Annotated in this window: 25 protein-coding genes and 1 tRNA gene; 7 read left to right on the top strand and 19 right to left on the bottom strand. The window is 66.2% G+C overall.

Annotation, left to right across the window (positions count from 1 at the left end):
- Positions 1-2: 2 nt before the first annotated feature.
- Both polA and D6M19_RS24385 read right to left on the bottom strand, forming a co-directional pair.
- Positions 3-2663 carry a DNA polymerase I gene (gene polA / locus D6M19_RS24380; RefSeq protein ID WP_234835026.1) on the bottom strand — a complete coding sequence of 887 codons (2661 nt, stop codon included), beginning with the start codon at positions 2661-2663 and terminating at the stop codon, positions 3-5.
- Between the two features lie 57 nt (positions 2664-2720).
- Entirely contained in the window at positions 2721-3611 is an 891-nt protein-coding gene (locus D6M19_RS24385; protein ID WP_123027843.1) for a LysR family transcriptional regulator, read from the bottom strand.
- Between the two features lie 70 nt (positions 3612-3681).
- Here D6M19_RS24385 and D6M19_RS24390 point away from each other — a divergent pair, with 70 nt between their 5' ends.
- Complete coding sequence (locus D6M19_RS24390; protein WP_123027844.1) at positions 3682-4824, top strand: FAD-dependent monooxygenase; 1143 nt, start codon at positions 3682-3684, stop codon at positions 4822-4824.
- Complete coding sequence (locus D6M19_RS24395; protein WP_123027845.1) at positions 4821-5501, top strand: alpha/beta fold hydrolase; 681 nt, start codon at positions 4821-4823, stop codon at positions 5499-5501. Before D6M19_RS24390 ends, D6M19_RS24395 begins: the two co-directional genes overlap by 4 nt.
- Here the strand turns inward: D6M19_RS24395 and D6M19_RS24400 are convergent.
- Positions 5492-5929, bottom strand: coding sequence for a hypothetical protein (locus tag D6M19_RS24400; RefSeq protein ID WP_123027846.1), 438 nt, complete (start codon positions 5927-5929; stop codon positions 5492-5494). The two genes, D6M19_RS24395 and D6M19_RS24400, sit on opposite strands and share 10 nt — an antisense overlap.
- A 17-nt stretch (positions 5930-5946) precedes the next feature.
- The gene (locus D6M19_RS24405; RefSeq protein WP_123027847.1) at positions 5947-6321 is read right to left on the bottom strand and encodes a hypothetical protein; all 375 of its coding nucleotides are present in this window, start codon (positions 6319-6321) and stop codon (positions 5947-5949) included.
- 156 nt (positions 6322-6477) lie between these two features.
- Here D6M19_RS24405 and D6M19_RS24410 point away from each other — a divergent pair, with 156 nt between their 5' ends.
- Positions 6478-6912 carry a Zn-ribbon domain-containing OB-fold protein gene (locus D6M19_RS24410; RefSeq protein WP_123027848.1) on the top strand — a complete coding sequence of 145 codons (435 nt, stop codon included), beginning with the start codon at positions 6478-6480 and terminating at the stop codon, positions 6910-6912.
- Positions 6897-8108, top strand: a complete 1212-nt coding sequence (locus D6M19_RS24415) for a lipid-transfer protein (RefSeq protein ID WP_407665402.1) — start codon at positions 6897-6899, stop codon at positions 8106-8108. Before D6M19_RS24410 ends, D6M19_RS24415 begins: the two co-directional genes overlap by 16 nt.
- A 289-nt stretch (positions 8109-8397) precedes the next feature.
- Here D6M19_RS24415 and D6M19_RS24420 read toward each other — a convergent pair whose 3' ends face one another.
- The 6 genes from D6M19_RS24420 to D6M19_RS24445 form a co-directional block, all read right to left on the bottom strand.
- A complete protein-coding gene (locus D6M19_RS24420; RefSeq protein ID WP_123027849.1) occupies positions 8398-9150 on the bottom strand; it encodes an ABC transporter ATP-binding protein in 753 nt (250 codons plus the stop codon).
- Positions 9134-9988: an ABC transporter ATP-binding protein gene (locus D6M19_RS24425; protein WP_123027850.1), complete on the bottom strand. Its 855-nt coding sequence runs from the start codon at positions 9986-9988 to the stop codon at positions 9134-9136. The genes D6M19_RS24420 and D6M19_RS24425 overlap by 17 nt, the downstream gene beginning before the upstream one ends.
- Complete coding sequence (locus D6M19_RS24430) at positions 9985-11199, bottom strand: branched-chain amino acid ABC transporter permease (protein ID WP_123027851.1); 1215 nt, start codon at positions 11197-11199, stop codon at positions 9985-9987. Before D6M19_RS24430 ends, D6M19_RS24425 begins: the two co-directional genes overlap by 4 nt.
- Entirely contained in the window at positions 11196-12233 is a 1038-nt protein-coding gene (locus D6M19_RS24435) for a branched-chain amino acid ABC transporter permease (protein WP_123027876.1), read from the bottom strand. The genes D6M19_RS24430 and D6M19_RS24435 overlap by 4 nt, the downstream gene beginning before the upstream one ends.
- Positions 12234-12325: 92 nt before the next feature.
- On the bottom strand, positions 12326-13537 hold the full coding sequence (locus tag D6M19_RS24440; protein WP_123027852.1) for a branched-chain amino acid ABC transporter substrate-binding protein: 1212 nt from the start codon (positions 13535-13537) through the stop codon (positions 12326-12328).
- Between the two features lie 123 nt (positions 13538-13660).
- Complete coding sequence (locus D6M19_RS24445; RefSeq protein WP_123027877.1) at positions 13661-14284, bottom strand: two-component system response regulator PdtaR; 624 nt, start codon at positions 14282-14284, stop codon at positions 13661-13663.
- A gap of 67 nt (positions 14285-14351) precedes the next feature.
- On the opposite strand from D6M19_RS24445, the gene D6M19_RS24450 reads away from it, so the two are divergent.
- Positions 14352-14425, top strand: a tRNA-Leu gene (locus tag D6M19_RS24450).
- A 60-nt stretch (positions 14426-14485) separates the two neighbouring features.
- Here the strand turns inward: D6M19_RS24450 and D6M19_RS24455 are convergent.
- From D6M19_RS24455 to speB, 6 genes are all read right to left on the bottom strand, one after another.
- On the bottom strand, positions 14486-14833 hold the full coding sequence (locus D6M19_RS24455) for a limonene-1,2-epoxide hydrolase family protein (RefSeq protein WP_123027853.1): 348 nt from the start codon (positions 14831-14833) through the stop codon (positions 14486-14488).
- 154 nt (positions 14834-14987) lie between these two features.
- Positions 14988-15698 carry a hypothetical protein gene (locus tag D6M19_RS24460; protein ID WP_164478666.1) on the bottom strand — a complete coding sequence of 237 codons (711 nt, stop codon included), beginning with the start codon at positions 15696-15698 and terminating at the stop codon, positions 14988-14990.
- 106 nt (positions 15699-15804) lie between these two features.
- Entirely contained in the window at positions 15805-16587 is a 783-nt protein-coding gene (locus D6M19_RS24465; protein WP_164478667.1) for a hypothetical protein, read from the bottom strand.
- Positions 16588-16695: 108 nt separating this feature from the next.
- Positions 16696-18150, bottom strand: coding sequence for a sodium:solute symporter family protein (locus D6M19_RS24470; protein WP_123027856.1), 1455 nt, complete (start codon positions 18148-18150; stop codon positions 16696-16698).
- 13 nt (positions 18151-18163) lie between these two features.
- On the bottom strand, positions 18164-19741 hold the full coding sequence (locus D6M19_RS24475; protein ID WP_123027857.1) for a thiamine pyrophosphate-binding protein: 1578 nt from the start codon (positions 19739-19741) through the stop codon (positions 18164-18166).
- Positions 19738-20688 (bottom strand): agmatinase, encoded by a 951-nt coding sequence (gene speB / locus D6M19_RS24480; RefSeq protein WP_123027878.1) that lies wholly within the window; start codon positions 20686-20688, stop codon positions 19738-19740. The genes D6M19_RS24475 and speB overlap by 4 nt, the downstream gene beginning before the upstream one ends.
- A gap of 83 nt (positions 20689-20771) precedes the next feature.
- On the opposite strand from speB, the gene D6M19_RS24485 reads away from it, so the two are divergent.
- Together D6M19_RS24485 and D6M19_RS24490 are read left to right on the top strand one after the other, a co-directional pair.
- Entirely contained in the window at positions 20772-22280 is a 1509-nt protein-coding gene (locus tag D6M19_RS24485; protein WP_164478668.1) for a PucR family transcriptional regulator, read from the top strand.
- Between the two features lie 9 nt (positions 22281-22289).
- The gene (locus D6M19_RS24490; RefSeq protein WP_234835024.1) at positions 22290-23597 is read left to right on the top strand and encodes an adenylate/guanylate cyclase domain-containing protein; all 1308 of its coding nucleotides are present in this window, start codon (positions 22290-22292) and stop codon (positions 23595-23597) included.
- On the opposite strand, the gene D6M19_RS24495 is transcribed toward D6M19_RS24490, so the two are convergent.
- The 3 genes from D6M19_RS24495 to D6M19_RS24505 form a co-directional block, all read right to left on the bottom strand.
- Positions 23569-24021: an SRPBCC family protein gene (locus D6M19_RS24495; protein WP_123027860.1), complete on the bottom strand. Its 453-nt coding sequence runs from the start codon at positions 24019-24021 to the stop codon at positions 23569-23571. The two genes, D6M19_RS24490 and D6M19_RS24495, sit on opposite strands and share 29 nt — an antisense overlap.
- 29 nt (positions 24022-24050) lie before the next feature.
- Complete coding sequence (locus D6M19_RS24500; protein WP_123027861.1) at positions 24051-24536, bottom strand: Dps family protein; 486 nt, start codon at positions 24534-24536, stop codon at positions 24051-24053.
- 55 nt (positions 24537-24591) lie between these two features.
- Positions 24592-26251 (bottom strand): DUF2339 domain-containing protein (locus D6M19_RS24505; RefSeq protein WP_123027879.1); only part of this gene is annotated, 1660 nt, incomplete at its 5' end.

The following is a 26251-nucleotide window of genomic DNA, read 5'->3' on the forward strand; positions in this document are numbered from 1 at the left end:
GGTTAGTGCGCCGCAGTGTCCCAGCTCCGGCCGTATCCGACCGACACCTCCAGCGGCACATCCAGCGCATAAGCGCCGCCCATCTTGTCGCGCACCAGCTTCTCGAGGTCGTCTCGTTCCCCCGGCGCGACCTCGAACAGCAATTCGTCGTGCACCTGCAACAGCATCCGCGACTTCAGCCCGGCGTCCTTTAGCGCCGTGTCGACCTCGATCATCGCCACCTTGATGATGTCGGCGGCGCTGCCCTGGATCGGGGCGTTCAGCGCGGCCCGTTCGGCGGCCTCTCGGACGTTGCGGTTGCTGCTGTCCAGCTCCGGCAGGTACCGCCGTCGACCGAACACCGTCGACGTATAACCGTCCTTGCGGGCCTGGTCGACGACATCGCGAAGGTAGTCGCGCACCCCGCCGAACCGGTCGAAGTACTGCTCCATCTGCACCTTGGCCTCTTCGGTGGAGATCTTCAGCTGCGCGGCGAGGCCGTACGCACTCAATCCGTATGCCAGCCCGTAGGACATCGCCTTGACGCGGCGCCGCAGCTCGGCGGTGACCTCGTCGATCGGAACGGAGAACGCCCGCGACGCGACGAACGAGTGCAGATCCTCGCCGGTGCGGAACGCCTCGATGAGGCCCTCGTCCTTCGACAGGTGCGCCATGATCCGCATCTCGATCTGGCTGTAGTCGGCCGTCATCAGCTCTTCGAAGCCGTCGCCGACAACGAACGCGTCGCGGATCCGGCGCCCCGCCTCGGTGCGGATCGGGATGTTCTGCAGGTTCGGTTCGGTCGACGACAGCCGTCCAGTGGCCGCGATCGTCTGGTTGAACGTGGTGTGGATCCGGTCGTCGGACGCGACCGAGTTCAGCAGCCCGTCGACGGTGACCTTGAGCCGGGTGACGTCGCGGTGCGCCAGCAGATGTTGAAGGAACGGGTGGCCGGTCTTGTCGAACAGCGACTGCAGCGCATCTGCATCGGTGGTGTAGCCGGTCTTGGTGCGCTTGGTCTTCGGCATCTCCAGCTCGTCGAACAGCACCACCTGCAGCTGCTTGGGCGAGCCGAGATTGATCTGCTTGCCGATCACTCCGTAAGCCGCCTCCGCGGCGTCGCGGATCTGGGCGGCGAACTCGCTCTGCAGTTCCGAGAGCTGGCCGAGGTCGACGGCGATGCCCGCGGTCTCCATCTCGGCGAGCACCCGCTGGACAGGCAGCTCCATCTCGCCGAGCAGCGATGCCGACTCGATGCGCGCCAACTCCTCATCGAGCGCGTCGGCCAGGTCCATCACCGCACTGGCCCGCAGGATCGACGTCTGGACCGCCTGCTCATCAACTCCTTCGGTGTCGTCGAGTAACGAAAGCTGTTGCTGCTCAGGATTATCCGCACGGAGCTCGCGTTTCAGGTACCGCAATGACAGGTCGTCGAGCGCGAAGCTTCGTTGGCCGGGCCGAACGAGGTAGGCGGCGAGCGCGGTGTCCGACGTGACACCGCGAAGCGTCCAGCCGCGGCCTTGCAGGTCATGCATGGCGAGCTTCGCTTCGTGCAGCGCCTTGGGTATGGCTGCGTCGGCGAGCCACGACGCGAGCGCGGCCTCGTCGTCGGGATGCAGGTTCGCGGTGTCGAGATAGCGACCGTCTCCGTCGGAGGCGACGATCGCCAACGCTGTCGCATCGGCGTCGAAGGCCAGGTGTGTGCCGACGACGGCCATCCCGAACCGGCTGCCGGTACTGCGCTCGGTCAACCATGAGGCCAATTCGCCCGCCTCGAGCGCGCCGCCCCGCACGTCGAACCCCTGGTCGACCTCGGGGTCGGCCGACGCCAGCGTGTCGAACAGCCGGTCTCGCAGCACCCGGAACTCCAGATCGTCGAACAACCGATGGATCTGGTCGCGATTCCACGGCTGCATGCGCAGGGTGTCGGGGGTCTGGGCCAACGGCACGTCCTTGACGAGATCGGTGAGCTCGCGGTTGAGCACGACGTGCGACAAGTTGGCCCGCAGCGCATCGCCGACCTTGCCCTTCACCGTGTCGACCTGATCCACGAGGGCCTGCAGTGAGCCGTATTCTGCGATCCACTTCGTCGCGGTCTTCTCCCCCACGCCAGGGATGCCGGGGAGGTTGTCGCTCGGATCACCGCGCAACGCGGCGAAGTCCGGGTACTGCAGCGGCGTCAGCCCGTACTTCTCGAGCACCGCCTCCGGTGTGAACCGGGTCAGCTCGCTGACGCCCTTGCGCGGGTAAAGCACCGTGACGTCGTCGCTGACCAGCTGCAGCGAGTCGCGGTCGCCGGTGACCACCAGCACCCGGTAGCCCTCGTCTTCGGCCTGCGTCGCGAGCGTGGCGATGACGTCGTCGGCCTCGTACCCCGGTTCGGCAAGCACGGTGATGCCCAGCGCACCGAGCACCTCTTTGGTGATGTCGATCTGCCCGCGGAACTCGTCGGGGGTGGCCGATCGGCCCGCCTTGTACTCGGGATACTTCTCCAGCCGGAACGTCTGGCGCGACACGTCGAACGCGGCGGCGATGTGGCTGGGCTGTTCGTCGCGCAGCAGGTTGATGAGCATCGCGGTGAATCCGTACACCGCGTTGGTGGTCAGGCCGCCCTGGGTCTTGAAGTTCTCGGCAGGCAGCGCGTAGAACGCCCGGAACGCCAGCGAATTGCCGTCCAGCAGCATCAATATCGGCTTCTCGGTCGCCTTCTCGGCCGTCGCGCTTGCGGTCACGGCCCTACTCTATGCATGGCCGCTGACACGCAGTAGCCGACGAGCCCGATCGATCAGAACACGTGCGGCGGGGCTGATCGGTCCCGCCGAGCGCCAGGCCAGCACGAGCCGCCCCCGCAGTTCCGGGACGAACGAGACCGCGTGCAGATCGGCACGGCCACGCGGCACCGAAGCCGGCACGATGGCGACCCCGAGCCCGCGCTCGGCCAGGTCGGCCAGCGCGAGTGGAGTGCTGGCCTCGAAGGCGATCCTCGGTGTCACGCCTGCCCGCGCGCAGGCGCGGTCGAACTGATGGCGGATGCCCGCACCGGCAGGAAGCGCGATCAGCGTTCTGTCCCGCAGATCGGCCAGCCTGATCGTCTTCCGTTTCGCGAGTGGATCGGCTCGGCACATCGCCGCCTCGATCGCCTCGTCGGTGACGACCTCGATGTCGAGCCCGTCGGGCACCTCGTCCGGGCCGACCGAGGCGATCGCGACGTCGAGCTCTCCGGTCCGTACGTTCTCGATCAGATTGTCGGAACTCTCTGTGCCGAGTGTGATCTCGACGTTGGGATGCTCTGCGTGAAAGTCGGCAAGCAGTTGCGGCATGTCGACGTTGTGAGACGTCACCGTTCCGATGGTGACGGTGCCGCGCACCAACTGGGTGAGCTCGTCGGCGGCGACATGCATGTCGCGGACGGCGCCAAGTGCGGCCCTGGCATAGGGCAGCACCGCTTCGCCCGCTGCGGTCAGCCGCACCGCGCGTCGCGACCGATCCACCAGGATCTGACCAAGCTCGCGTTCCAGACGTTGGATCTGTGCGCTGACCGCGGGCTGAGCGACGTGGATGCGTTCGGCTGCCCTGGTGAAGTTGGCCTCCTCGGCGACGGCGACGAGGTACTCCAGCTGTCGAAGTTCCATAAGTTTTCATTATAGTTTGACGACGAGATCGGTATTGGACTTATGAAGGTCATGCGCCAACGCTGGAGACATGACTGAAAACGTTCTCATCGCCGGGGCGGGCATCGGTGGCCTGACCGCCGCACTCGCACTCCATGCCCGTGATGTGGACGTGACCGTCATCGAACGCACGGACCTTCGCCCGCTGGGTGTCGGCATCAACCTGTTGCCGCATGCCGTGCGCGAGCTTTACGAGCTGGGGCTCGGCGACCGGCTGTCGCGGATCGCCGTGGCACCCGCCGCGGTCGCGTACTACGACACCGACGGTGCGCTTCTGTTCAGGGAGCAGCGCGGTATCGACGGGGGTTACGGGTATCCGCAGTACTCGGTGCACCGTGGCCTGCTGCAGATGTTGTTGCTCTCGGCACTGCGGGATCGACTGGGCCCCAACGCTGTTCACGACAACTGCGAGTTGGTCGGCTTCGACGAGTCGGATGGCTGTGTGCGGGTGCACACGTCGTCCGGTGACCTCGTGGCCGGTGCGCTGGTCGGTGCCGACGGCATCCACTCATGTGTCCGCCGCCGCATCCACCGGGGACCGGACCCGCTGCTGTGGTCGGGGTCGCGGATGTTCCGCGGCGCCGTCGACGGCGAGCCGTTCCTGGACGGGCGCACGATGTCAATCGTCAAGGGCGCCAACGGTGTCGATCTCGTCGTGTACCCGATCGGCGGTGGTCAGCTCAACTGGGTGGTGATGCTGCCCGAGGCACAGCAAGGACCACTGCCCGGCGATGCGAAATGGAACCGCCCGGGCGACCGTTCCGAGGTGCTGCGTCACGTCGACCACTGGAATCTGCACTGGCTGGACGCCGCCGATCTGGTGCGCCGGACCGAACCGGTACTGGAATACCCGATGGTCGACCGCGAGGTGCTGCCCTGGTGGGGGCGCGGCCGCGTGACACTGCTCGGCGATGCGGCACATCCGATGTATCCCGTTGGCGCCAATGGCGGCTCGCAGGCCATCGTCGATGCCGCCGTGCTGGCCGAGGAGCTTTCGCGCGACCCCGTGCACGGCTTGCGCGGCTACGAGGACCGGCGCCGGCCCGAGACGGCGAAAGTCGTCGAGGCCAACCGCGAGATGCACAGGGCCGGAGCAACTCAGCGTCCCGACGACCTGGCCCGCGTCACGGCCAAATACCGAACCGATACGAAAGCCGATAGGAGTCACGCATGACCACCTACGTCCTCATCCCCGGCGCCTGCCACGGCCAATGGTGCTTCGACGATCTCGCCGCCGGCTTGCGCAATGAAGGCCACCGGGTGCTCAGCTACACGCTCACCGGAATTGCCGAACGCGCGCACCTGGCGCACGGCGGCGTCAACCTCGAAACACACATCACCGACGTGCTGGCCGCATTGGCGGCCGAGCCCGACGCCGACGATCTGGTGCTGGTCGGACACAGCTATGGCGGCATGGTGATCACGGGGGTCGCCGATCGCGTTCCCGAGCTGGTGGACGCGCTGGTGTATCTCGACGCAGTCGTCCCCCACGACGGCGAATCGTGCTGGGATCTCGTCAACGACGAGCAGCGGCAGTGGTATCTCGACGTCGACGACACCGGTTACGGTGTCCAGCCGATGTCGTTCTTCGACCCGCGCGCGACGGCCCATCCCCTCGCGTCGTTTCTCCAGCGGATAAGGCTGACCGGAGACTTGAACAGGTTCCGGCGTCGCGACTTCGTCTATGCGCTGAAGTGGCCGGGAGATTCGCCGCTGCGGCCGTCGTACGAACGGGTCAAGGACGACCCGAACTGGCACGTGCATGAACTCGATGGCGCCCACAACCTGATGCGGGACAACCCGGGCGATCTACTGCGCATCCTGACCGAGGTGGCGAAAGGTCAGAGCTGACCGCTACGGATCCAGTCGATCGTCATGTCAACCGGGTTCGCCGGATCGACGAACACCGCAAGCGTCGTGCCCGGCCGCATCCGCGCCATGTGCATCTGCGCGACAACCTCGTCGAAGACGGCGCAGTAGGGCGCGGTGCCGTCCTCGCGCTTGACGCGTCCCTGGACCCGCATGACGGGCGACATGTTCATGTATGAGCCGACCTGCCAGGCGCCATCGACGGTGACGATGGCCCGCACACCCGCGCCGTTGTTGAGCGCCGAGTGCCGCATCATCTTCATGCCGATCTCGCCTGCGTCGGCCGCCTCGTGGATCCGGTTGGGGATGTCGCCGATCTGGCCGAAGAAGGACGACGGCCGGCCCTGCGACTCCAGGTATTGCTTGTTGGCGCCGTACATCCGCGCCCAGTCCTTGAACGGGTTGGGCATGATATTTCCCGGCCCGCTCAGTAGCCGAGGAACTTGCGGAACTGCTGCCCGACGGCCATTGACTGACCCATCCGCTGCACCCAGCCGTCGAGCGCGGCCTTGGTGTCGGCGGGATTCCATCCGCGTTCCTTGGCGAGGGTGATCATGCCTGCCTCGTCGTTGATTCCGCGCGCCTGCGCGTCCCGGGCGAGCGCCGCGTAGTCCTGCAGCGAGATGCCGTTGATGGGCTGCCAGATCGGGTCGTCGGCGGCCACCGAGCGGGTCGACGGCCCGCCCATGATGGTCGGGTCGATCGGGCCCGCGCCGCGGACGTGCACCATGCCCTGACCCTGCTGGGCGAATGACTGTTGTGCCTGCTGTGCGGCTTCCTTGGCCTTCTTCAAAAAGCCCATGATGGTCTCCGTTCTTCCTGGCCCGGACCGTGATGCCCGGATCGCTCCTGGTGCCAAAGTGCACACGGGTCCGATCGCTACCGATCCCAAACTTCGCCGGGCCTGCGAAACTGGAACACGTTTCAGTTTCGGCGCCGGAGTCGGTACGCTGACCGCGTGTCAGCTTCCACCCAACCCGCGATCGACGGCTGGTTCGCCACCGACGGCTCAGGCGAGCCATATCTGATCGGCGGTAAGTGCCATCAGTGCGGCACCTACGTGTTTCCGCCGCGCGCAAACAACTGCCCCAACCCTGCCTGTGACGGCGACGAGCTGGCTCAGGTGCCGCTGTCGCGCAGAGGCACGCTGTGGAGCTACACCGAGAACAGATACGCGCCCCCGCCTCCGTATCCCTCTCCGGATCCGTTCGAACCGTTCGCCGTCGCCGCGGTGCAGCTCGCCAAGGAAGGGCTGATCGTGCTGGGCAAGGTCGTCGACGGCACACTGGCCGAGGATCTCAAGGTCGGCATGGAGATGGAGTTGACGACCATGCCGCTTTACACCGACGACGACGGGGTCGAGCGCGTCGTCTACGCATGGAGGATCGCATGAGCCCCGAACCCGTTTACATCCTCGGCGCCGGCATGCATCCGTGGGGGAAGTGGGGTCGCGACTTCACCGAGTACGGCGTCGTCGCCGCGCGAGCCGCACTCGCCGAGGCCGGCCTGGACTGGCGCCAAATCCAGCTGGTTGCGGGCGCCGACACCATCCGCAACGGATACCCCGGCTTCGTCGCGGGGGCGACGTTCGCCCAGAAGCTCGGCTGGAACGGTGTTCCCGTTACCTCGAGCTACGCCGCATGCGCCAGCGGCTCGCAGGCCCTGCAGAGCGCGCGGGCTCAGATTCTGGCGGGATTCTGCGACGTCGCCCTGGTGATCGGTGCAGACACCACGCCCAAGGGCTTCTTCGCGCCGGTCGGCGGAGAACGCAAGAACGATCCGGATTGGCAGCGCTTCCACCTGATCGGCGCGACGAACACGGTGTACTTCGCGCTGCTGGCGCGCCGCCGGATGGACCTCTACGGCGCGACGCTCGAAGACTTCGCGCAGGTAAAGGTCAAGAACGCCAAGCACGGCCTGGACAACCCGAACGCGCGCTACCGCAAGGAAAGCTCCGTCGAGGATGTGCTTGCCAGCCCGGTGGTGTCGGATCCGCTTCGGCTGCTTGATATTTGCGCGACGTCCGACGGCGCGGCGGCTCTGATCGTGGCGAGCAAGGCGTTCGCCGAGAAGCACCTCGGATCGGTGGAGGGTGTGCCTTCGGTGCGTGCCGTCAGCCTTCAAACACCGCAGTATCCTCAGCATCTGCCCGAATTACCGGATATCGCAACCGATTCGACTGCCGCCGTGGCTGCACCAGAACGCGTTTTCAAGGACCAGATCCTCGATGCCGCCTACGCGGAGGCCGGTATCGGACCCGAGGACCTCAGCCTCGCGGAGGTCTACGACCTCTCGACGGCGCTGGAACTCGACTGGTACGAGCATCTCGGCCTGTGCGCCAAGGGCGAGGCCGAGGGGCTGTTGCGCAGCGGCGCAACGACGATCGGCGGAAAGATCCCCGTCAACGCGTCCGGCGGTTTGGCGTGTTTCGGCGAGGCGATCCCGGCTCAGGCCATCGCCCAGGTCTGCGAGTTGACATGGCAGCTGAAGGGCCAGGCCACCGGCCGCCAGGTCGAGGGTGCCACCGTCGGCGTCACGGCCAATCAGGGATTGTTCGGACACGGCTCGTCGGTGGTCGTGGCTCGCTAGCCTCCTCCCATGGCCTCAGCCGTCGAGGAGATTGCGCCCGCCCTCTTTGGTCGTCGATGACACCACCATCGAGGGCGTTGCGAAAGGCGAGTCGACGGGGTGGATCATGCAGGCCCGAGTGGAGGTCCCCGGAGCGGGATCACCCTAGACCCGGGCCCGCGCCGCGGACGCGTCGCGAGCGCTCAACCTTGTACGGTTTGAGCTCGATGATCTGTACAAGAATGAGCGGTCGGCAGTTTTTCACCGGGCCTATTGCCGAGAGCGTCCGCGCGCACCACCGCTCGCTTTGCTAGGCGACGCCGAGGTAGGCGGCGCGAATGCTGTCGTCCTCCAGCAACTCTCGGGCATTACCCTCACGGGTGATCTCGCCCGTCTCCAGAATGTAGGCACGGTCGGACCGGGTGAGCGCCTGCTGCGCGTTCTGCTCGACGAGCAGCACCGTCGTGCCCTGCGCGTTGATGTCGGCGATGATCTTGAAGATCTGAGATATCACCATGGGCGCCAACCCCATCGACGGCTCGTCGAGCAGCAGCACCTCGGGACGCGCCATCAGCGCCCGGCCGATCGCCAGCATCTGCTGCTCACCGCCGGACAGCGTGCCGCCCACCTGGCTCCTGCGCTCGGCCAGCCGAGGAAAGGTCTCCAGCACCCAGTCGAGACGTTCTTTGTGCTCCGCCTTGGACGCGAATTTGCGTCCGTAACAACCCATTTCCAGGTTCTCAATGACGCTCATACCGGGAAACACACCGCGGCCCTCTGGCGCCTGGATCAGTCCTTCTGTCACCCGGCGGTGTGCTTTCACCCGCGAGATGTCTTTGCCCTCGAACCAGACCGAACCCGACGTCAGCGGCCGCAGCCCGGAGATGGCGCGCATGATCGTGGTCTTGCCCGCACCGTTGGAGCCAAGCAGGGTGACCAGCTCGCCTTTGCGTACCACCAGCGACACCCCGTGCAGGGCCTTGATACGGCCGTAGTGCACGACGATGTCGCGGGCCTCCAGCAGGACAGGCCGGTCGTCGGCGTCGTCAGGAGAGTTCGTCATCGGGCACCCCCAGGTAGGCGGCGATGACCTTCGGGTCATCACGGATCTCGGCGGGCAACCCGTCCGCGATCTTTCGGCCGAACTCCAGCACCACGATCCGGTCGGTCACCCCCATCACCAACCGCATGTCGTGCTCGATGAGCAGCACCGTGTAGCCGTCGTCGCGGATCTTGCGGATCAGGTCGATCAACGCCGCCTTCTCGCTCGGGTTGAACCCCGCAGCCGGTTCGTCAAGGCATAGGAGCTTGGGTTCCGTTGCCAGCGCACGCGCGATCTCCAGGCGCCGCTGATCACCGTAGGGCAGGTTCTTCGCCTTCTCCTCACCGCGGTGCGCGATGCCGACGAAGTGCAGCAGCGCCGCGGATCGCTCGATCGCCGACTTCTCCTCGCGGCGGTGTCGCGGGGTGCGGGCTAGAGCGCCTGGCACCGAAGTGTGGTGCCGCGCATCGGTGCCGACAATGACGTTCTCGAGTGCGGTCATCTCGCCGAACAGCCGGATGTTCTGGAACGTGCGGGCGATTCCCTTGCGGGTGATCTGGTGGCGCTTGATGCGGCCCAGCGGCGCCCCGTCGAAGATCACCGAGCCGGAACTCGGTCGGTAGACGCCGGTGATCGCATTGAAGCAGGTGGTCTTGCCCGCACCGTTGGGGCCGATCATGCCGAGGATCTCGCCGCGTCGGATGTTGAAAGTGACCGAATCCAATGCGGTCAGCCCGCCGAACTTGACCGTCAAATCCTCTGTCTGCAGCAGAGTTTCACCTTCGGCGGCATGGATCTCGCGATGGACCCCGGCCAGTTCCTCGACGGTTTCGTCTGCGCCCGGCAACGGTGTGGTCATGCCGCAGGCTCCTTCTCCGCGGGTGTCGCACGCAACAGATCGCGGGCGGCCTTGCCGTACGTCAGTAGCTGCTGGCGGGCCGGGAACAGACCTTCCGGGCGGAAGATCATCAGCACCACCAGCGCCAGACCGAAGAACAGGTACTTCAAGTCACCGAGGTTGATGCCGAGGAATTCCACCCCCAGCAGGCGGTTGGGCAGGTACACGATGATGAATGCGCCGAAGATCACGCCGAGCTTGTTGCCCTGTCCGCCGAGCACCACGGCGCACAGGAACAGCATCGAGTTGATGATGTTGAAGGTCGGCGGGGCAACGTACTGCACCTGGCCCGCGTACAGGGCTCCGGAAAGCCCACCGATCGCAGCACCGATCACGAATGCCCACAGCTTGAACCGGAAGGTGTTGACCCCCATGACTTCTGCAGCATCCTCGTCCTCGCGGATGGCGATCCAGGCGCGGCCGACCCGGCTGCGCTCCAGGTTCCCGACGAGCATCAGGAGGCAGACGATGAGAAAGAGACCGAGCCAGAACCACCAGGTGCCGTAGTTCGCTTCGCCCGTCGAGTTCGCGCTCGAGAACACTCCCTCCGGGAGCTTCTCGCTCTCTCCCACCCGCGGGAACGCGACCTCGTTGAGGCCGCGTGGGCCGTTGGTGATATCGGAGAGGTTGTCCGCCATCAGCCGGATGATCTCGCCGAATCCCAGTGTGACGATCGCCAGGTAGTCGCCGCGCAACCGCAGCGTCGGGATACCGAGGATCAGGCCCGCAAGTGCGGTGATCGCCATCGCCAGCGGCACGCACGACAACCAGGCCCACGGGGTGCTCAAGAACTTGCCGGCACCGACCTGGTTCCACGGGCTGTCCGGGCTGGTGAGCAGCGCGACGGTGTAGGCGCCGACCGCGTAGAAGCCGACGTAGCCGAGGTCGAGCAGGCCGGCCTGGCCCACCACGACGTTGAGGCCGATCGCGATGATCGCGACCATCGCGAACTGCGCCATCGTGCCGCCGAAGCTGATTCCCGGTGTGTCAAGGAACGGCGGGGTGTACAGCGGCAACAAGGCGACGGCGCCGAACAGCAGCACACCGAAAATCCACTTCTGGGTCCGGGACAGACCGTCCCACCACTGCCTCAGGCCGTCGCCGGGCGCCAGCAGCCGCTTTGCCCGCTTCTCGCTTGCCGTCGATGCGCGATCCGACTCGCTTGAACTCATGCGCGTGCCTTCCCGAGGCTCTCACCGAGTATCCCGGTCGGCCGGAACAACAGCACCATGACGAGCAACGCGAAGGCGATCACGTCACGCCACTGGGTGCCGAAAACGGCCTGCCCGTAGTTCTCCATGATGCCGAGCAACAGACCGCCGAGCAGCGCTCCGCGCAAGTTGCCGATACCACCGAGCACCGCAGCCGAGAACGCTTTGATACCGAGAAGGAATCCGCCGGAGTAGATGATCCCCTGCGGGACCTTCAACGTGTACAACAGCGCCGCGGCACCGGCCAACAGGCCGCCGATCAGGAAGGTCGTCATGATGATGCGTTCCCGCGAGACACCCATCAACGTGGCGGTGGTCGAGTCCTGTGCGACGGCGCGAATGCCGCGGCCGAACTTCGTCCTGTTGATCGCGATATCTGTCAGCAGCGCGAGGGCCAATGCCGCCACGATGATGAGCAACGTGACGTTGGACACCGACGCGCCGAAGATGGTGAATTGGGTCTTCGGCTGCACAAGGATGATCGGCTGTTGAGCGTTACTGCCGCCGTAACCCTTGATCAGCTTGGGGAGAACGAAATGCACGAATTCCTGCAGTACGAACGACATGCCGATCGCGGTGATCAGGAAGGTCAGCGACCGCGCATTGCGTCTTCGTAGCGGCCGGTAGGCGACGAACTCCAGTCCGACCGCGGCCGTACCGGAGACCAGCATCGCGAACAACATGGCGATCGCCAGATACAACACCGTCAGCGCGATGCCCTTGTTGTACGCGTTGCCGCTGGGCGTGAAACCCAGGATGATGTCGAGCGCGAAGTAGGTCCCGAACATGCCGAGCATGAAAATCTCGGAATGAGCGAAGTTGATCAGGCGCAGCACACCGAACACCAGCGTGTAGCCGACCGCCACCAGCGCGTAGATCGCCCCCCACGACAATCCGTCGATCGTCAACTGCCAGAAGCCGCTTCGCAGGTTCTCCAGATTGAAGTTGATGTTGGCGGCCAGGCAGGCGTACTGGTCTAGACAGTCAGTGGGCATCAAGCTCATCCGGTGGCGGGTCCCTCGCGAAGGTTATCTTGAAGCGAAAACGCGTCCGAGCCTTCAGGTCTCGGACGCGCTTCGCCGCAGGGTCACTGAACCTTGAAGATCCAGATCAAATTGGTAGTGAGCTCGCCGGTCGGCGACCACTGGTAGTTGCGTGCCACGCCCTGACCGTTGTAGTTCTTCACGAAATCGAGCAACGCGGGCCGGGTGATGGCGCCCGAGTCGATGCCCTTGACCAGGATGGTGCCCAGGTCATAGCCCTCGGCGCTGTAGGTGCCAGCTTCTGCGTTGAACTTCTTCTGGTACTCCTCGGCGAACGGACCGGTGGCCGGACCGCACGGGCACGACAGGATCGCGTCCTTGGCAGCTTCACCGGCCTGGCTGACGAACTGCGGGTCCTTGGTTCCGTCGGCGCTGACGAACGTTCCTTCGAATCCGCCATCCTTGAGCTGCTGGACAAGCGGAGCGGCCTCCGAGTAGTAGCCGCCGTAGAACACCGCGTCCGGGCTGACACCCTTCACCTGGGTCACCGCAGCGGAGAAGTCCTTGTCGCCCTTCTTCACCGAGATGTTGCAACCCGAATCGGCGACGTCGCCCAACGTGTCACGAACGGCAGTCGCCAGGCCGAGGCCGTAGTCGGTGCTGTCGTCGATCACGCAGACCTTCTTGTAGCCCAGCGCGCCCTTCATGTAGTTCGCCACCGACGGACCCTGAACGGCGTCGTTCGCCAAACCGCGGAAGAACGTCTGCCAACCGTTCTCGCTGAGCGTCGGGTTCGTCGCCGAGGCCGTCACGGCCACCAGGCCGGCCTGGGCGAAGACACCGCCGGTGGCCTTCGTCTCGCCCGAGAACGCAGGGCCGACAAGCCCGATCGTGTACTGATCGTCGACAATCTGCGGTGCAATCGCCGTGGCCTTCTGCGGATCGCCCTCGGTATCGAAGGGCTTCAGCTGAATCTGGCAACCCGGATTGGCGGCGTTGTGCTTGTCGATCGCCAGCTGCACGCCGTTCTTGATGTTGATGCCGAGCGCCGCGTCAGGGCCGTTGAGCGCACCTGCCATGGCAATGGACACCGGCGGGCAGTTGGCTTTGCCGTCGCCTGCGGGATCGGCGGGTGCAGCACCCTCCGCCGCCTTGACCTCGCCGCCCTTCTCGTCGATCTGCACCTGCTCGACGATTTTCAGGTCAGTCTGCGATGACTCCTCTTCGGGCTTGGACTGCTGACAGGCAGCCATGCTGAGGACCACCAGTCCTGCGCTACCGAGCGCAACTGCGCTCCGTGTCACGCGACCGCGCACGTTTCACCTCCGACTCGATGTTTCATCGGCATCGGCGATCCGGCCTCCGATCGGCCAGGGCGCTGACGCTTCGGGGTAGAACATAGCCAACACATGGCCGTGGTGCGCGTTTTCGGGGTATTGCTAGGCGGGCGGCGCGGCGTCCTCCGGCTCGTCGAGCGTCTCCAGCACCACCTCGGCAACGCGCCTCATGGTCGTGCGGCGGTCCATCGCCGCCCGCTGAATCCACTTGAACGCCTCGGGTTCGGACATCTGATGCTTGGTCTGGAGCAAACCCTTCGCCCGTTCGACCAGCTTGCGCGTCTCCAGCCGGTCCGAGAGCGTCGCGACTTCCTGCTCCAGCGCGGAGATCTCGTTGAACCGGCTGACCGCCACCTCGATCGCCGGAATCAGGTCGGTGATGGAGAACGGCTTGACGAGGTAGGCCATTGCGCCCGCATCGCGGGCCCTCTCGACCAAGTCACGTTGGCTGAAGGCGGTCAGCACGACGATCGGGGCGATGCGCTTGGCGGCGATTTCGGAGGCCGCGTCGATGCCGTCGCGACGCGGCATCTTGACGTCCATGATCACCAGGTCGGGTTTGAGGCTTTCGGCCAACTCGACGGCTTCCTGCCCGTCACCGGCCTCGCCGACGACCTCGTAGCCCTCCTCGCGGAGCATCTCGGCCAAGTCGAGCCGGATGAGTGCTTCGTCCTCTGCGATGAGAACGCGGTGTGGCTTGACACCGTCTGTCGTTGGGGCGGTCATGGCTGCCATTGTGGCGGTCGCGGCCTCAGTCAGCGACCTCGGGGGATCCTCTATGGTGGTAGGCCGCGCCCTCGTATCCCAACTGGCAGAGGAAACGGATTCAAAACCCGTACAGTGTGAGTTCGAATCTCACCGAGGGCACTCGTGCTGCGAGCGTGTTTCCGCAGGCAAACAGCAATTCCAGGGCCCTGGCCGCTTGGCTCATTGGTTAGGCACGTCGAAGTAGTCGCGCCACGCCGTGATCTTGCCGTCGACGACCTCAAAGGCTCCCATGCACCGAGCAGATACGTTCCTGCCGTCGTAGACGAAGCGGTCGATGCGTTCCACCATGACCAGACCACCGTTGACCGCCACACTCAGGACTTGGAGATCTGCTCGATCCATCCGCTTGATGTAGCCCTCAACTGTTCGACGTATCTCCGCAAGCCCGCGATACGTGCCCATTGGGTCTACGACAACTGCATCGTCGCTGAAATGGGCCAGGACGTTGTTGGCGTCCAACGTCGCCCACGCGTTCAGCTTGGCCCGCACGACCTCTTCAGGTGTCATGACTCTCCCAATGCACCAGCAAGCAGATTTCGCCGCGCTGAAGATATACCGGACAGGCGCCGGCTACCGCGAATTGCACCGGATGGGGAGGGTGGGAGCCGTGGTCAGGCCCATGACGTGAGCTCGAATCTCACCGAGGGCACCAGAGTCGTGGTTACAGCAGAATTCTCGTCGGAACCGGCGCCAGTAGCGCCCTTTGCACACCCTTGGCCTGGCGGTAGCCGGCAAACGCACCGATAAGGGTGAACCCGGCGATGCCCACCGCGCCGGGCAGCGCCGCCGCGAGAATGTCCATGTTGGTCGCGGACCGCAGGTACTCCGCGTAGCCGGCCCTGAAGCCCGCTGGGATCTTCGTCGGCGGTCGAAGGGAATCGCCAGGCGCGAGCGGGCGACCCGGCCAAGGCGCGCTCGTCGAAGGGATCACCGGCAGGGCTCGCGGCGCCGGCGGGCCGTAGGCCGGTGCGGCAGGCGGCGCGATCAGCCCGGCCGCCTGCGGAACGGCGGCTGGCGGCAGCGCCGCGGGCGGGGACGCAGCGGGGATCGCCTCGACCAGCGGGGAGCCCATCATCGTCGCAGGCGCATACGCGGCAGAAACGATCGCAGGTGCGGGCGCCGTCTGCGCGACGGGGACGGCCGCAGGGCCCCTTGATCGGATCACGACACTGCGGGCGCTCGGCGCGGTGGAGACTGCGTCTAGGCGAGCCCGTCCGCCGTTGACGGTCTTGGCTTTTCCTCCACCGCCAAGCAGGTCGATGCCCAGGACGTCGATTCCGCCGCCTCCACCGCCGACGCCGAGCAGATCTGCTTTAGCGACGGCAGTACCGACAAGCGACGGCCCGACAATCAGGGCAATGCAGGCGGTCACGCATCCGATCGCGCTTCGCGTCAGCGGCCTTTTCATTCTGCTCCCCACCCAAGAGACACAATGCCGGGCTTGGGTGCCCGCATTTCATCGAAATCAAACTACCTGCTCAGAGCAGGATGCTCGTGGGTACCGGAGCAAGCAGCGCGCGCCGCAGGGATTTGGCCTGCCGGTAGCCCGCGTACGCACCGACGAGGGTGAACCCCGCAATACCGGCCACGCCGGGCAGTGCCGCTGCGAAGAGGTCGCTGGTAGTCGCAGACCTCAGGTACTCCGCGTACCCGATCCGGTACCCGTCGGGCATCCGTGTTGCACCCGAATCATTCGGTGCCAGTGGGTCTTTCCCCTGTGGAGCCGATTGTGCCGGCGCAGGCGGTGCGGCGACCGCCGGCCGGCTCGCCGGTTCTGGTGCTTCCGGGGGCGGCGCGGCCAGCGCGACGATGGCGGGCGCCTGAGGCAGCGCAGGCGAAACGATCTCAGGCGCTGAGGCGGCCGGACTGGCCGACTGAGGGACACCACGGATCACGATGCTGCGCGTCACCGGCGCGGATGAAACGCGTGGCAGATTTCCCGCCCGCACAGCGGCGTTGGTGAGCGGAAGGCCGCCACCGCCACCCCGACCGACGCTTCCAGGAATGTCGACCGCCTCGGAGGCGGCGACCCCGCGGGCATTCGCGTTCTCGGGAAGGCTGCCGACCTTGGCCGTCGGGGCCTCCGCGGTCGTCACTCCGGCAGTCGTTCGAGACGACTGTGCACCGACGTCGGCCTCTGGCCGCGGGTGGTGCAGATCGGATTTCTTGTCGTCGCCGAATAGGTCGAAGATGTCGGGCCCGATCCCGAAGAGTCCTGCGTGTGCGACGGCGGTCCCCACAAAGCCCGGCCCGGCAGCCATTGCGCATGAAGCAACCGCGCAGCAGATTGCCACGTCTCGGACCCACCACCTGTCCAACCTTGCCCCCCAAGATCAGCGAACGGCAGGCTTAGACCTTACAACGTCACACTAAATTGTCGCCTCTGTCACCGGTTCTGGCGCGCTGCCCTCCCCCCGACTCCTGCGCTCCCACTCGGCCATCACCTCGCTGGCAGTCGGCTTACTGAGCAAACTGCCGACGACGAACACCACGAGGCCCGATGCCAGCCCGACGTAGATCGGTTCGTTGGCGAAGATGTCGCCGACGGCAATCATGGTGGACAGTGTGGCAACCGTGCCGACCGCCATCGCGGCTATCGCGCCGATGTTGGTGCCGCGACGCCAGAGCAGTCCGCCGAGGATCGGGATCAACAGGCCGCCGACAAGAATGTCGTACGCCACGGTCAGCGCCGCGACGACGTCTTGCAGCAGGCATGCGATGACGATCATCAGGATCCCGAAGACGGCTACGTAGATCCGGTTGCTGCGCACGTGGTCGTGTTCGCTTCCGGCTTCGATGTCGCGCTTGCGCAGCCGGGCGACGATGTCCTGGCTGAAAACCGTCGCCGTGGCGATCAGCGCTCCGCTCGAGGTGGACATCACCGCGGCCAGCGCGGCCGCCAGCACCAGACCGGCCAGGATCGGCGGTAGCTGCATCTCGACGAATTCCGCGAACGCGTCGTCGCGTGCCTCCAACGCGGGCAGCAATACCTTGGCCGCCATCCCGATCACCGCACCGGCCACGGCGTACAGCAGGCAGTACACGCCGGCTGCGGTGCCCGCCCAGCGGGCCACGCCGGGGCTGCGTGCGGTGAACACCCGCTGCCAGATGTCTTGGCCGATAAGGAGTCCGAAGGTGTAGACGACGAAGTACGTCAGGATCGTTTGACCGCCGATCGAGGTGAACGACGTCGCGTCGACTGGCAGCTTGTCGGCCAGCCCGCTGATTCCACCCGTCTTGTACAGGGCGACCGGCAGAAGGATGAAGAAGATGCCGATGGTCTTGATCACGAACTGGACGAAGTCGGTCAGCGTGATCGACCACATTCCGCCGAGCACCGAGTAGATGACCACGACGCTCCCGCCGAGAACGATGGCGGGCACCCTACCGATGTCGAACAGCGCACTGAAGATCGTCGCGTACGCGATGGTCGAGGTCACCGACAGCATCAACGTGTAGCCGAACATGACCACGCCGGACAGCACCGAAGAGCCTGGCCCGTAACGAAGTTCGAGCATCTGGCTTACGGTGTACACGCGCAGACGCTGGATCCGGCCCGCGAACAGCAGGCTCAGCAACAGAATGCCCGTGCCGATGGCGAACACCAACCACATGCCCGAGATGCCGTACTGGTAACCGAGACCGACGCCGCCGATGGTGGATGCGCCGCCGAGCACGATGGCAGCCATCGTGCCGGAGTAGAGCATCGGACCGAGTCGCCGACCGGCCACTAGGAAGTCGGATTGTGTTGTGGCTCTTCGCTTACCCCAGAACCCGAACGCGATCATGCCAACGAGATAGATGATGACGACAGCGATATCCATGAGGGGGGTCCTTTCAGCGGATGTCGAAGTGAATGAGGGTCGGGCCGTCGGCGGCGAGCGCGGAACCGACGAGTTCGGACAGGTCTGCGGTCGAGGTGGTACGGACGCCGTTGGCGCCCATCGCGACGGCGAGGGCCGCCAGGTCCGGCGTGTGCAGCTTGACCCCGATCGGCGGGATCCCGCGGGCCGCCTCCTGATCCTGGATCTCCCGATAACCGCCGCTATCCACAACGACTATCGGTACCGAAAGGCCCTGTTCCACAAGCGTTGTCAGCTCTTGCACCGAGAACATCAGTGCACCGTCACCGAGCAGGACGGCGACCGGTGCGCCTGGCTGTCCGACCGCGGCTCCCAGCCCGGCAGGAAGTCCGTAGCCGAGGGTGGCGAACCCTGGGCAGTAGCAGAACCGCCGCGGAGCGGGCAGATCGAAGTAGTGCACGGAGCCGAAATAGGTGACCTGTGAGCTGTCGCCGGCCAGCACGCCGTCGGCGGGAAGTGCCGCGCGGACCGCGGCGTTGATCTCAGCGTATGGGCCGGCATCGACGGCCGCCTCGTCCCGACACGCGGTTCGCAGTATCGCTGCACGCTGTTCTCCCCCAGCCGGTTTCGCAGGCAGCGCCTCGAGCAGCGCGCTCAGCGTGGTGGCGGCGTCGCCGAGCAGCGCGTGGTCGGCGGGGCAGTTCTTGTTGAGTTGGGCCGGGTCGATATCGCAACGGATGACCTTCCGTCCGCGGATCTGGCCCTCCCACAGGTCGGAGTCGCCGAGCTCGGTGCCGATCACAAGAAGCGCGTCGCTGTCGGCCGCGGCTTTCTGCAGCGCACGAAGCCGTACCGACGCGCCGACCGACAGCGGGTGTGCCTCGTCGACCGTGCCCTTGCCGTTGACGGTGGTGGCCACCGGCGCGCCCACCGCCTCGGCGAGGGCCGTCAACCCGGCCTGCGCGTCGACGGCGCCGCCACCGGCGATGATGAGCGGCAACTCGGCTGAGCCGAGCAGTTCGGCGGCGCGGCGCACGGCGTCGCGCTCGGGTATAGGCGGGGCGACCGCCGCCGCGATCCGCGGCTCACCGCCCCAGGCCTGCTCGAGCACGTCGACCGGAATCTCGATGTGGACCGGTCGGGGACGCCGCCCGGTGAAACCGCTGAACGCCTCGGTCACCGCCGATGCCGCTTCGTCGGCGGTGCGCACCCGAAGGCTCCATGACACCAGTTGGTCCATTGCGCCGCTGACGTTCTTCGCTTCGTGCAGCTGACCCAGGTCGCGGCCCTCGGTACCCGTAGGCATACCGGAGGACAGCAGCAGTACCGGCTGGGATTCGGCATATGCGGTGGCGGCCGCCGTCATTGCGTTGGTAAGACCGGGCCCGCTGGTCGTGACCACGACGCCGGGCCGCCCGCTGACGCGGGCATATGCCTCCGCCGCATAGCCTGCGCCCTGCTCGTGGCGGGGCGTAATAGCCCGGACGCCATGATCATCGAAGTGCCGGTACAGCTCGAGGTTGTGAGTGCCTGGGATACCGAAGAGTGTGTCCACACCGTGTGCGGCAAGCGTTTCGACGACGGCTGCGCCGCCGTTGCGGTAGTCGGTCATGAACCGGCCGCCAGCACGGACAGGAGTTCGTAGGCGACGTGTGCTGCAGCGATCCCGGTGATCTCGGCGTGGTCGTATGCCGGTGCGACCTCCACAATGTCGGCCCCAACCACGTTCACACCCACCAGGTTTCGCAGGCAGTGCAGCAGTTCACGGCTGGTCATACCGCCGGCTTCCGGGGTTCCGGTTCCCGGCGCGTGCGCCGGATCGAGTACGTCGATGTCGATCGAGATGTACACCGGCGCCTCACCGAGGCGGGCGCGCATCCGCTCGATGACCGTGGCAAGGCCGTCGATCTGGAAGTCGTCGGAGCCGATCACCTGGAAGCCGAGCACACGGTCGTCGGAGAGGTCGCTCGGCGCGTACAGCGGGCCGCGAATGCCAACGTGCAGGCAGTGTTCGGGGTCGAGCAGGCCTTCTTCGCTCGCCCTGCGGAACGGGGTGCCGTGGGTGAACGGCGCGCCGAAGTAGGTATCCCAGGTGTCCAGGTGAGCGTCGAAGTGCAGTACCGAAATCGGCCCGTGGTCGCGATGCAGCGACCGCAGTAGCGGCAGCGCGATGGTGTGGTCCCCGCCCAGGGTGATCAGCTTGGTACCGCCGTCGCGCAACTCGTCGGAGGCCCGCTCGATTGTGGTGATCGCTTCCGCGATATCGAACGGGTTCACGGCGATGTCGCCTGCGTCGGCGACCTGGTGCACCGCGAAGGGCTCGACGTCGAGGCGGGGGTGGTAGGTGCGCAGCAGTTTGGACGCCGCGCGGATGTGCGCGGGCCCGAACCGCGCACCCGGTCGGTAAGAGACGCCGGAGTCGAACGGGATGCCGACGACGGCGACGTCGGTGTGGGTCACCTGGTCGGTCCGCGGCAGGCGCGCGAAGGTGGGCGGACCGGCGTACCGCGGCACCTTGGTGGCATCGACGGGACCGATGGGCTGGTGTGACGACGTCATGCCCGAACAGCCTTCCGAGATGGCGGCCACACCGACATCGACGATTTGTAGATATTCGTGGCAATCGGTTGGACGATATGTCGATGCTCACCGTGTCCGAGCTGCTCGCCGACGCATCCCTTGGCCTCGAGCTGGTCGCCGGCCGCCGCGCCGCCGACCGTGAGATCGAGGCGGCCGCGGTGTCCGAGCTGTCTCATCCCGGGCCGTGGCTGCAGGGCGGCGAGCTGTTGCTCACGATCGGTTTGCTCTTGCCTGACACCGTCGACGGCTGCCGGGCCTACATCAGCGAGCTTCATGACGCCGGTGTGCGGGCGGTCGGACTTGGGCTGGGCGCCCAACTGCCCCACCAGCGGGCACCGGACCGGCTCATCGTCGCCGCCGACGGGCATGAAATGCCACTGCTGACGGTGCCCGACGAGGTGCCCTTCATCGCGGTCACCAAGGCGGTTTTCGCGTACCGGGCGCGCGCCGAACGCCAAGTCTTGGAACGCACGCTGCAGACGCAGCGCGCGCTCACCGCCGCCGCCGTCAGCCCCGGCGGCCTGCTGGGAATCCTCAACGCGCACCGCGACGCAACGGGCCGTTCGGGTGTCATCGTCGATCAGCTGGGCCGGGTGCTTGCGCAAACCGACGCCGACGGCGGTCGTCTGGTGGAGCGGATGTCAGGCCTGCTCGCGTCGGTCCGAGACCACGGTCTGACTGCCGCGGCCGCCGACATCGGCGAAGGCCGCCGCCGCGAGTTGCACGCACTCGGCGCTCAGCGGCTTCGGGCGTGGTTGCTGATCGACGGTCCGGCGGAAGTGCCTGCCGCCGAACAGATCACCGGCGATTTGGTCTCGCTGTTGTCCCTGGAGTTGGAACGCCGACACGGGCTCGGCAGCGCACAACGCCGCGAACGCGCGCAGGTGCTCGACAGATTGGCCAGGGGCACGGTCGACGACACGGTTGCGGCCCGCTGGCTGGCATCGCTCGGCTTGAAGGACGCCGATCAGCGGGCCGCGGCGATCGCCGCCCCCGACGACGCAGAGGATCTCGCCGCCGATCTGCTCACCATCCTGCGGGACGCCCTCGTCCGGGTGGTCGGCAACGTCGTCGAAGTCACGGTGCCGCTGGCGACCGATCTGCCTTCCGCGCTGGCCACGCTGGCGCCGGGCAGGGCGGCCGGCATCGGCATCGGGGTGCGGCCCGGCGCCGTTGCGGTGTCGCTGCGGCAAGCCCGCTCGGCTTTGCCCGCGAGCCGGGTGCAGGGTCGGCATCTGCACGCCGAAGAAATCGCCAGCAGCCGAATGTTGCTTGGTGCCGTCGGCCCGGAAGCTCTTCAGGCCTACACCGATGCGGTGCTCGGCCCGCTGGACGCCAGCGACCGGGCCACCGAACTGCTGCGCGCGCTCACCGCGTTCCTGGAACACAACGGCCACTGGGCGGCGGCAGCCAACGCGCTGCGCGTGCACAGGCACACCATGGCGAACCGGGTCGAGGCCGTCGAGCGGCTGACCGGCAGGCGAATGGAATCGGCGCAGGACCGTCACGAGCTCTGGCTTGCGCTGCGCGCTCGTGAGATAGCCAGGCTTTCTGCGGACCCGGCGAAGTAGGCTCGTGCCATGACGCGCAGGGCGCGGTCGGTATGTATGCCCGAGCTGGCCATGGCTAACGCGGTGCCGGCCCGAACTCAGCACTACGCCGAGAGCGTGGCCAGTCGCTTCCGGGTTCTCAAGATCGCGGCGTGGATCGGCGCCGTGATCAGTGTGGCGTTCGGGATCTTCCAGCTGACGCTCGGCGGCAACCTCTGGTGGATCGGGCTGCTCAACCTCGCGTTCGCTGGGGTTTTCGTCGCGGTTCCGCTGCTGTATCGGTTCGGCGAGCTGATCGCGCCACTGACGTTCTTCGTGGCCGCGTACAGCCTTGTCGGGTACGTCTGCTACACCATCGGGACGAATTCCGGCCTGCAGTTCTACTTCCTGGTTGCGGCAACTCTCGTTCTCCTCGTGCTCGGAATCGAGCGCGTCGTGCTGGCGTCGACGATCGTGGCGATGGGGGTGGCCGGATCGATCGCACTCGAGCTGCTCGTTCCCGACGACAGGAATCTCGGCCCGCCGTGGATGCTCACCGTCGGCTTCATCTTCTCCGTCATCGGCTCGGCGGTCATGGTGGTGGCAACGGTTTGGTATGCGATGCGCGAGATCGACCGCGCCGAAAAGGCGATGGAGGCCGAGTATCAGCGATCCGAGGCGCTGCTGGCAAACATCCTGCCCGCGTCCATCGCGAACAGGCTCAAGGATCCGGCGCGCGACATCATCGCCGACAAATATGACGACGCCTCGATCCTCTTCGCCGATATCGCCGGATATACCAAGCGGGCCAGCGATATGACGCCCACCGAGCTGGTCCGGTTCCTGGACACCCTCTACACCGACCTCGACGCGCTGGTCGACACCCACGGTCTGGAGAAGATCAAGACCAGCGGCGACTCGTACATGGTGGTCAGCGGTGTGCCGACGCCCCGTGCCGACCACGTCCATGCCATTGCCTGCCTAGCCCTGGACATCACCGAAGCGGTCGCCGACCTGACGGATCCGCAGGGCCGCGCGGTGCCGTTGCGCATCGGGCTGGCGTCCGGACCCGTCGTCGCCGGTGTCGTCGGCGCGCGCAAGTTCTTCTATGACGTCTGGGGCGACGCGGTCAACGTCGCGTCACGGATGGAGTCCACCGACGTCGAGGGTCGAATCCAGGTGCCCCAAGCGATGTACGAGCGGCTCAAGGACGGCTATGTGCTCGAGGAACGCGGCGACGTCGTCGTCAAGGGCAAGGGCCTGATACATACCTGGTATCTGGTTGGCAGGCGCAATGGCGACGGGCCGCACGACACCCAACTGCAGTCGATCAGCGGTCCGACAGCTCAATCGGTTTGAGCCGCTGAGCCAGAGCGCCGAGCCGCCACAACGACTCTCGGTTCCGTGGCCACGCGGCGAGGTCCGACAACCGACTCGGCAGGACGGCGCCGGGGCCGCTTACCGGGTACTCCTCCATCACCACGCGACAACCGTCGGGAATGTCACTGAGCCGCAATATAACCCGGGCCCCACCGAACAGCCCACCCTTTGCGTGCAACACCAGCTTCTCCAGCGGCACGCTCTCTTCCACCACCGTCTCGTCGTCGATCACGAGCGGCCAGACGCCGATCGAGTGGCGAATGGTCGCCCCCGGTGCGGGCCAGGTCGGATCGACCGCCCGCATCCTGCTGTTGCCGACGACCCATTGGGAGTAGGTCCAGCCGTCGGCGATGATGTCCCACACCTGCCGGCGGGACGCGCGAATGTCTCTTGTCACTGTCACGACGCGTGGAGTACCCGCTTCGCCGGTGCCTAGACTTTGCGATTCTCCGACTTGATGAGCCAGGCCAGCTTCTCGAGCCCGTCGATGAGCTGGTGCAGGATGTCCGCCGTGCTGGGATCTTCTGCGTCGACCGCGTCGTGCACCGCGCGCAGGGTGTCGACTGCCGCGTAGGTGCGCGCGGTAATCAAGTCGACGACCTCGGCGGTGCCGTGCTCGTAGGCCGGGAACTGCGGAAGTGACGTGCCCGCGACCACGGTGTCGGAGCGGCCGTCGGGGACCACGTCGAGGGCGCGCATCCGCTCGGCGATCGTGTCGCTGGCCTCACGCGCGAAGTCCACGAGTTCATCGAGCTGCAGATGGAGGTCGCGGAAGTTCGTGCCGACCACGTTCCAGTGCGCCTGCTTACCCTGCAGGTGAAGCTCGATCAGGTCCACAAGGACGCGCTGCAAATTGCCGCCGAGCTGGGGGGATGCTTGAAAGTTTCGGATTTCTGCTTCGGTTCGACGTGTGCTCATGGACATTTCAACGAGCAATAATCTTGAATGACTCCAGATTATGCCGTGAATGGCATCACACTTCCTGCTGATCCTGCTGGGCCAGCAGTCGGGCATACCCGGCGCCCATACCGAGCAGGACCAGGCCGACGACGATGAACACCGCGACCCGGAACATCCCGTCCAGCGTGCCGAGGTCGAATAGGAACAACTTCGCCATCGAGCCCCCGACCAGCGCCAGGCCACCGGCGATGGGAAGCGACCGGTCGTCGCGTGGCTTGCGCGCCGCGTACCCGAACAGCGCGGCCGCCATCGCAATCCAGCAGATGGTGGCGGCCATATGGCCGGCGAAGAACCCGCCGCTTTCGCCGCCTGCCAACACGCCTGCCGTCACGGTGAAGGTGGTGATCGAGTAGACGACCACGACCGCCAGTCCGGCCAGAAGGACACGGACCGCGTCGGTGTCCAGCACTCCGCGCCCGACCCACGACCAGAAGGTTGCGATGACAGCGGCGATCAGCAGGATGCTGGAAACCAGTATGGCGACCGAATCCGGTGTGGACAGCGCCGTCGCGCGGACCAGCAACGTGGGCGGTGCGTAGCCGAGGTAGAGCAGCCCGCCGACGACGCCGAACCCGACGGCCACAAGACGCGCGACGGCGTCTCGGCGTCCCGCGACGGAGGTCACCACAGCCATTGCCAACAGCACCGACGTGGCGATCTCGCCGTCGAAGGCGACCGTCACCGCGATCAGAGCAGACACCGCCGATGTCACCGACCAGATCTGGCGGACGATCTTCGAAACGCCGGGCAGCCGGTCCCCGACGAGCACGACCGCAAGCAGTGCGGCGGCCAGTCCGGCTGCCATCAGCGCGGCGACCGTCGATGGCAGTGCCACCGACGCGCACAACACCGGAAACACGCCCCCGATGGTCAGCAGCGCCATCGCGACCTTGTTGTCGGTCGACGGCAACAGGACCAGCGCGCCCACCATGGCGAGCAGGGCGGCGATTGCGCAGCCACCGGCCAGCCAGGCACCGTTGTTGTCGCCGACACGGGCCGCGACCAACGCGATCAAAAGCGGGAACGTCGGCGCCGTGATTCGCGCCGCATGCAGCCAGATCCAGTCCTTGCCGAGCGCAGCGAGCAGCGATGCAGCCGAGATGGCAAGCATGAACGCGATCAACAGCAACGTAACGCCGTCGGAGACGATCGGCGCGAGGACGATCAGCGGTACCAACACGAGTAGGCCGAGGTGCTGTGAGTCCCAGCGCCGGGCCAGGGTGAGGCCACCGCCGCCGATCACCGCGGCGAGCACCAGCCCGACGGGCGCCGACACCCAGTGATAGATCGTCGTGATCGCGATGACGTCCATGTACGCCGCGGCGACACCCGTTGCGGCAAGGGCGATGGCACCCACGCGTCCGCCCTGGCGCGGGTTCAATCGAACCGCGACGACGACGAGCGCCCCGGCAAGCACTGCACCTGCGCCGACCCGGATTTCAGGACGAAGGATGCCGGCCTGGGCGGCGAGCACGAGCAGCAGAACGACGCCGATGAGTGTGACAGCGACGCCCGCGACGGCGAGAACCTTGCCGATCCAATTCGAGTCCCGCGGTGGCCGAGGTGCTTTCGCGGGCGCGGGCGGTTGCGTCATCCGTGGCGGCGGGGCGATCGGAGGTGGGGGCGGCGGAGGAGGTGGCGGCGCGTACGCCACGGCGGGTGGCATGTACGGC

Origin of the sequence: Mycolicibacterium stellerae, assembly GCF_003719305.1 — a bacterium.
In the GTDB taxonomy this organism is placed as follows: domain Bacteria; phylum Actinomycetota; class Actinomycetes; order Mycobacteriales; family Mycobacteriaceae; genus Mycobacterium; species Mycobacterium stellerae.